Annotated in this window: 6 protein-coding genes, 1 tRNA gene, 2 pseudogenes and 1 riboswitch; of the genes and pseudogenes, 5 read left to right on the top strand and 4 right to left on the bottom strand. The window is 65.6% G+C overall.

Annotated features, from left to right (window positions below):
* The coding region (locus VIR62_RS01505; RefSeq protein WP_431868082.1) for a hypothetical protein at positions 1-344 on the top strand (344 nt) is incomplete at its 5' end.
* On the opposite strand, the gene VIR62_RS01500 is transcribed toward VIR62_RS01505, so the two are convergent.
* Positions 329-700, bottom strand: a complete 372-nt coding sequence (locus VIR62_RS01500) for a PRC-barrel domain-containing protein (RefSeq protein WP_184100327.1) — start codon at positions 698-700, stop codon at positions 329-331. The genes VIR62_RS01505 and VIR62_RS01500 overlap by 16 nt on opposite strands.
* 225 nt (positions 701-925) lie before the next feature.
* On the opposite strand from VIR62_RS01500, the gene VIR62_RS01495 reads away from it, so the two are divergent.
* Positions 926-1,522 (top strand): SRPBCC family protein, encoded by a 597-nt coding sequence (locus VIR62_RS01495; protein WP_431868080.1) that lies wholly within the window; start codon positions 926-928, stop codon positions 1,520-1,522.
* Between the two features lie 36 nt (positions 1,523-1,558).
* Here VIR62_RS01495 and VIR62_RS01490 read toward each other — a convergent pair.
* The 3 genes from VIR62_RS01490 to VIR62_RS01480 all read right to left on the bottom strand — a co-directional run bounded on the left by VIR62_RS01490 (position 1,559) and on the right by VIR62_RS01480 (position 3,710).
* Positions 1,559-1,635 (bottom strand) — tRNA-Pro (locus VIR62_RS01490).
* A gap of 99 nt (positions 1,636-1,734) precedes the next feature.
* Complete coding sequence (locus VIR62_RS01485) at positions 1,735-2,100, bottom strand: glycine zipper 2TM domain-containing protein (RefSeq protein WP_184100323.1); 366 nt, start codon at positions 2,098-2,100, stop codon at positions 1,735-1,737.
* Between the two features lie 134 nt (positions 2,101-2,234).
* The gene (locus tag VIR62_RS01480) at positions 2,235-3,710 is read right to left on the bottom strand and encodes a M20 family peptidase (protein WP_431868078.1); all 1,476 of its coding nucleotides are present in this window, start codon (positions 3,708-3,710) and stop codon (positions 2,235-2,237) included.
* 157 nt (positions 3,711-3,867) lie between these two features.
* Between VIR62_RS01480 and VIR62_RS01475 the strand changes: the two are divergent.
* The 3 genes and pseudogenes from VIR62_RS01475 to VIR62_RS01465 form a co-directional block, all read left to right on the top strand.
* Positions 3,868-4,086 (top strand): annotated as a pseudogene (locus VIR62_RS01475) (IS91 family transposase); the annotation flags it as partial.
* Positions 4,087-4,382: 296 nt separating this feature from the next.
* A riboswitch (cobalamin riboswitch) is annotated at positions 4,383-4,603 on the top strand.
* A gap of 113 nt (positions 4,604-4,716) precedes the next feature.
* On the top strand, positions 4,717-5,325 hold the full coding sequence (gene cobO / locus VIR62_RS01470; RefSeq protein ID WP_431868076.1) for a cob(I)yrinic acid a,c-diamide adenosyltransferase: 609 nt from the start codon (positions 4,717-4,719) through the stop codon (positions 5,323-5,325).
* A pseudogene (locus VIR62_RS01465) lies at positions 5,322-5,624 on the top strand (cobyrinate a,c-diamide synthase); the annotation flags it as partial. The gene cobO and the pseudogene VIR62_RS01465, both read left to right, overlap by 4 nt.

Here is a 5,624-nt window from a genome sequence, read left to right as displayed (position 1 = left end):
TCCGGCCGCTGACGCCGCCGCTGCTCCGGCTGACGCCGCTGCCGCTCCGGCTGAAGAAGCGAAGTAAGTCGCAGCCCTCCGGGGCTTTGACCGAAACGAAAAGGGCGGTCTTCCCGACGGGAAGGCCGCCTTTTTCGTTGGGCGCGTATCGCAGGCGATCAGTGGGGGGCCAGGATCGCCGCAATCAGCGCAAACAGGACGAAGGCGACGAGCCCGCCCAGGAAAACGAGCCGCCGTCGCAGCGTGGTGAGGATGATCTCCCCACCCCGCGCCGCTTCGGCCGGATAGTCCGGCTTTTGCGCGCGATGATCGGTTCGGCGGGCCATCCTCAGAGCATCGGATAGCTGAGGCCGTAATAGCCATAGATGGTGCGGCCATATTCGTCGCTATATTCGGGAGCCTCGTCGCGCGAATAGCGCGGCGCGCCAGAAACCTGATCCTTGGTCAGGTTTACGACATAGCCGCCCTTGTCGGTGTCATAGGTCAGCATCTCCCACGGAATGGGATAATGATCGCTGCCGATGCCGAAGAGCCCGCCGAATTCAAGCACGGCATAGTCGCTCTGGCCCGAGCGCTTGTCGATCATCACATTGACGATCGTACCGAGCTTTTCATCTTCCAGATTATAGACCGCGGTGCCCTCAACCTTGTTCGAGGCGATCAGGCGATGGGTTTCGGTGCGTTCGATTGTGTCGGTCATGGCTCCTTCTCCTTGCTGGGATGAGGGCGGCGACACATGGCTGGTGGCACCGCCACCTTTCCGAGCAACGGATACGGGCGGTCGATGTTCCTCGATCCGTCGCATGTCGGCCACGGGCTCGCCCGGCCGCTGCCGTCAGGGCAATGCGCCGCCCGTCCAGCCGTCGAGACACTTGACTCGGAACGGGTCCTTCCATCAATTGACGCCATGCAGGCGCAGCGACCCATGACGAGCAGGGTAATGCGCGGCGTGAATGCCGCGCTTCTGCTGCTGGCGGCATCGCCGGCCGCCGCGCAGCAGATCGATGTGAACCTGGCGAGCGAGACCGACGGCACGCGCACGCTTGTCCACGAAATTACGGTGCCGGCGTCGCTGGAAGAGGTCTGGACGGCGTTGGCCACCGTAGACGGCTGGCGGACCTGGGCCGTGCCGCTGGCACGGGAGGTTCCGGGGTCCCCGGATCATTTCGAGACCGGTTACGACGCCGGGGCGGAACCCGGTGCGGCATCCACGATCGAACAACAGTGGCTCGAGCGGACGAAACCCTATCGTGTCGTCTTTCGAACGACGCGGACGCCCGAGGGTTTTCCCCATGCCGATGCCTATGTCCGGGTAACCAGCAGCTTTCTTCTCACGTCGGTCGGTGCCGCGGCGACCCGCGTGCGCCTGACGGGAAACGGCTATCCTGCGGGGCCGGCGGGCGATGCGCTGATCGCCTTCTTCCGCGAGGGAAATCGCGTGTCGCTCCGGCAGCTTCACAGGCGTTTCGCTGAGGGGCCGATCGACTGGACCGCTTCGCGCTCTCAGACCGACGAGAAATGATGGGGCGGAAGCCGCCGTGGCGGTTCGTCGCGAAAATGGTCGGGGAGACAGGATTCGAACCTGCGACATCCTGCTCCCAAAGCAGGCGCGCTACCGGGCTGCGCTACTCCCCGAACCGCCGATGCCCTTAGGTTTCGAGCGGGCGGAGGGCAAGCGGAAAGAACTGCCGGGACGCGGCGAGCGCCGCGTCCCGGAGCTTTCGAGCTTTGCGATCAGCAGCGCCCGCCGCGATCGACCTCGCGACCAAGCAGCGCGCCCGCCGCAGCGCCGATGATCGTGCCGGGAGTGCGATCGCCGTAGCGATCGACCTCGCGGCCGAGGAGTGCGCCCGCGGCGCCACCGACGATCAGTCCGGTCGTCCCGCTCGACCGGCACCGATACCGATGACGGGACCGATAATCGCGGCGGTTGTCGCGGTAATAGGAGCGCCGATAATCGCGGCGGTCGTCCCAGCGGTCATAATCGCGATGATGATAGGAGTGACGGTGATGGCGATCGCGCGCCTCCGCCTCTCCCGGCACGGCGGCCATGGCGCTCGCACCGAGCAATGCTGCCAGAGCCAGTTTCTTCAAGAACATCGTTCCACCTTCCAATCGAGGTCCCCGATACGAAACTAGGGGATCGAAGATGGCGCTGTGCTGAATGCAGGGTTTCCCGCCGGTTCAGGATTGCGGCCCGGCGACGATATCGCACGCCTCGCCGCGTGGATATGTCAGCCGGTCGAGGTCGCGATGAGCCGCGCATAGAAATCGATCATCCGCTTGAAGCTGTCGATGGCCATATGCTCGTTGGTGCCGTGGATCATCCCGGCCTCCTTGAGCGTGAAGTGCATCGGCATGAAGCGATAGACGTCTTCGGATACCGGCTCCATGCTGCGGCTGTCGGTTCCCGCGACGACGAGCGTCGGGGTCAGCACGCCCTCGGGCGCGTCGGCGCGCGCGGCGGCGGCGATCCATTTCCACCCCTGCGAACTGGTCGAGGAGATGCGCGAGGGCTCGCGCGGCGGTTTGGCCCAGCCCAGGTCGACCTTCGCGTCGCCGACCGCGGCCTTAGCGCGCGCCATCACGTCCTTCGAACTGTTCCACGGCGCGATGCGATAGTTGATCAGCGCATTGGCCGACTGGGGCAGCACATTCTCCTTCGGGCTTCCCTCCAGCATCGTCGGCGCGATCGTCGTGTGGAAGGCCGCGGCGGTCGAGGGCGAGTCGGCGAGCTGGCGCTTCAGCAGCGGCGCGAACAGCCAGCGGTTGGCGACCGCCATCTTGGTCGTTCCGCCCGTCTCGGCCGCGAGCGCTTCGATCATCGACAGCCCCGGGCCGCGCAGTTCAAGCGGGAACGGATCGTCGGCGATCGCGAGCACCGCCTTCGCCAGCACCGTCACGCCCGTTTCGGCGGGCGGCATCGAGCTGTGACCGCCGGGGGCGTTTGCCGTGACCCTCAGCGTGGCATAGCCTTTTTCGCCGATGCCGATCATGATCGCGGGACCGTCGATCACCGGAGTGTCGGTGAGGACAAGGCTTCCCTCGTCGATGGTGAAGATCGCCTTCACGCCCTCGGCCTTCAGCTTCGCGGCCGCGGCGATGGCGCCCGAGCCGCCGGCCTCCTCGTCATGGCCCGAGACGAGATAGATGCCGCGCTTCGGCTGGAAACCGGCCGTGGCGAGCGCCTCGAGGGCTTCGAACAGCCCGACCAATGAGCCCTTGTCGTCGACGGTGCCGCGGCCCCACACCGCCTTTTCGGCGATCTGGCCCGAGAAGGGCGGATATTTCCAGTCGCCTTCGGTCCCCTCGGTCACCGGCACGACGTCCTGATGCGCCATGACGATGATCGGGGCGAGCGCGGCATCGCTGCCCGGCCAATGATAGACGAGCGTGCGGTTGGGCAGGATCGTGCGCGTCATCGCGGCATGGGCGGCGGGATAGGTGCTGGCGAGCCAGGCGTGCAGCCGGTCCCATTCGGCGCTTTCGTTGTCGGTGGGGTTCTGATGCGAGATGGTGCGGATCTGCGCGGCGGCGCTCAGATGCCGGACCGCGGCGTCGAGATCATAGGCCGGTGCGGCCGCCAGCGTCACGTCGCTGCCATCGGCAAGGTTCGCGGGCGCGAAGTTCGCGGTGCGCACGGCCACGGTTCCCACGGCGACAGCGACAATCGCCAGCCCCCCCAACAATATCATCCGTGTCTTGGCCATCGCGCCTTCCCCTGTTCGTGAGGAGCCAATGGACCAACTTACATGCATGTTGGCAAGAAAAATGGTGGGCCCGGCACCTAACTTAGGGTCAGGACTCATTGATCAGAGCCAGAAGATGACGGTTGCTGCGAGAGCGATGGCGGAGAAGAAGGCGCCTGGGCTCCTCGCCAGCGCCAGGCGCAAGGGTCATCTCGAACGCGCTCGCCGTCTGCTCAGCGTCACACCGCCACCGGCCGGACCCATAGACGATGCAGAGCCCAAGTCGCTATGCCCATGCTGCAGCGGCACCATGGTCATTATCGAGGTCCTTGAACGTCGCTATCTCGCCCGCGCGCCGCCGTTTCCGCCGCCGTCATCCGGGAGCCAAGCGTCGTGATCCGGCACGGCCTATCGCCAACACCATCCAGGGCGGGCCCGCGTGCGCACGACCTGCGGATAAGCGGACGAAACTATATCAAAATCGGACCATCTGCTTATGCACGTCCGCTTTCGCGACCCAAATCCAGACGGTCCGCTCTCAGGCGCGTCCGCTTTTGAGGTGCGAAGCGTTGGAAGCGGACGTTTGACAGCCGATCGAGCCGCGAAACGAGCCAGCAGCCATTATGGACGGAATCGTCGTATATGTTGATTAAGACGAACCATGCGCTAATTTCGGGCGAGTGAAGGCAATTGCCTTTGCGCAACCGCACCGGTGCCCGCGAGGGCATAATAGGGAATATGGTGGAGCCGTGTTCGTTCGCGGCCGAATCCATGGCTGTCTCTGCAACTGTAAGCGGCGAGCGCGATGCACAGGCCTGGGCGACAGTCCAAGGCGACCACTGGGTGAAACCGGGAAGGCGTGCATCGAGCGAAGACCCGTGAGCCAGGAGACCTGCCGGCGCGGGGTCGCTCAATGCCTTAGGTCCAGGGATAGGCCAAGGCACGGATCACCCGTTCGGGCGACGAAAATCAGCGGTGCGGTGCCGGTCGGCGCCGCGCCAGAGCGACGTCGTACCCGGAGGGAAAGATGACCGAAGACGAAATCAACGAACGCCATAATGAAAAGGCGCGCAAGCGGCAGGCCGCCAAGGCCAGGATCATGGCCGACAAGACGCAGGAGAAGGGCCTGCTGATCGTCCACACCGGCAAGGGCAAAGGGAAGTCGACCGCGGCCTTCGGCATGGTGTGCCGCGCGCTGGGCCACGGGATGAAGGTCGGCATCGTCCAGTTCATCAAGGGCGGCTGGGCGACCGGCGAGAAGGCGGTCTATTCGGCCTTTCCCGGACAGATCGAACACAAGGTCATGGGCGAAGGCTTCACCTGGGACACGCAGGACCGCGCGCGCGACATCGCCTGGGCGCGTGCCGGATGGGACGAGGTGAAGCGAATGATCGCCGATCCCGACATCGCGATGGTGGTCGCCGACGAACTCAACATCGCGTTGCGCTACGAGTATCTGCCCGTCGAGGAGGTCGTCGCGGGCCTGCGGAACCGAAGCGCGATGAAGCATGTCATCGTCACCGGCCGCAACGCGCCCGAGGCGCTGATCGAAGCCGCCGACCTCGTCACCGAGATGGTGCAGGTGAAGCACCCGTTCCGGTCGGGCGTGAAGGCACAGCGGGGCATCGAGTTTTGACCGGCCAGCCGGCGCCGGGGCTGCTGGTCGCAGCGCCGCGCTCCGGGGCCGGCAAGACGCTCGTCGCCATCGGGCTCCAGCGCGCCTTTCGGCACGGCGGGCTGCGCGTAGCGGCGGCGAAATGCGGACCCGATTATATCGATCCCGGCTTTCACGCCGCCGCGACCGGAAGGGCGTCGATCAATCTCGACGGCTTCGCGATGACACCGGCGATGCTGCGGGGGCTGGCGGCACAGGCGGCCGGCGGCGTCGACCTGATCGTCGCCGAGGCCGCGATGGGATTGTTCGACGGCGCGGGC

It is taken from the genome of Allosphingosinicella sp., assembly GCF_036570505.1.
GTDB lineage: Bacteria > Pseudomonadota > Alphaproteobacteria > Sphingomonadales > Sphingomonadaceae > Allosphingosinicella.
This window is presented reverse-complemented; position numbering and strand designations above follow the sequence as displayed.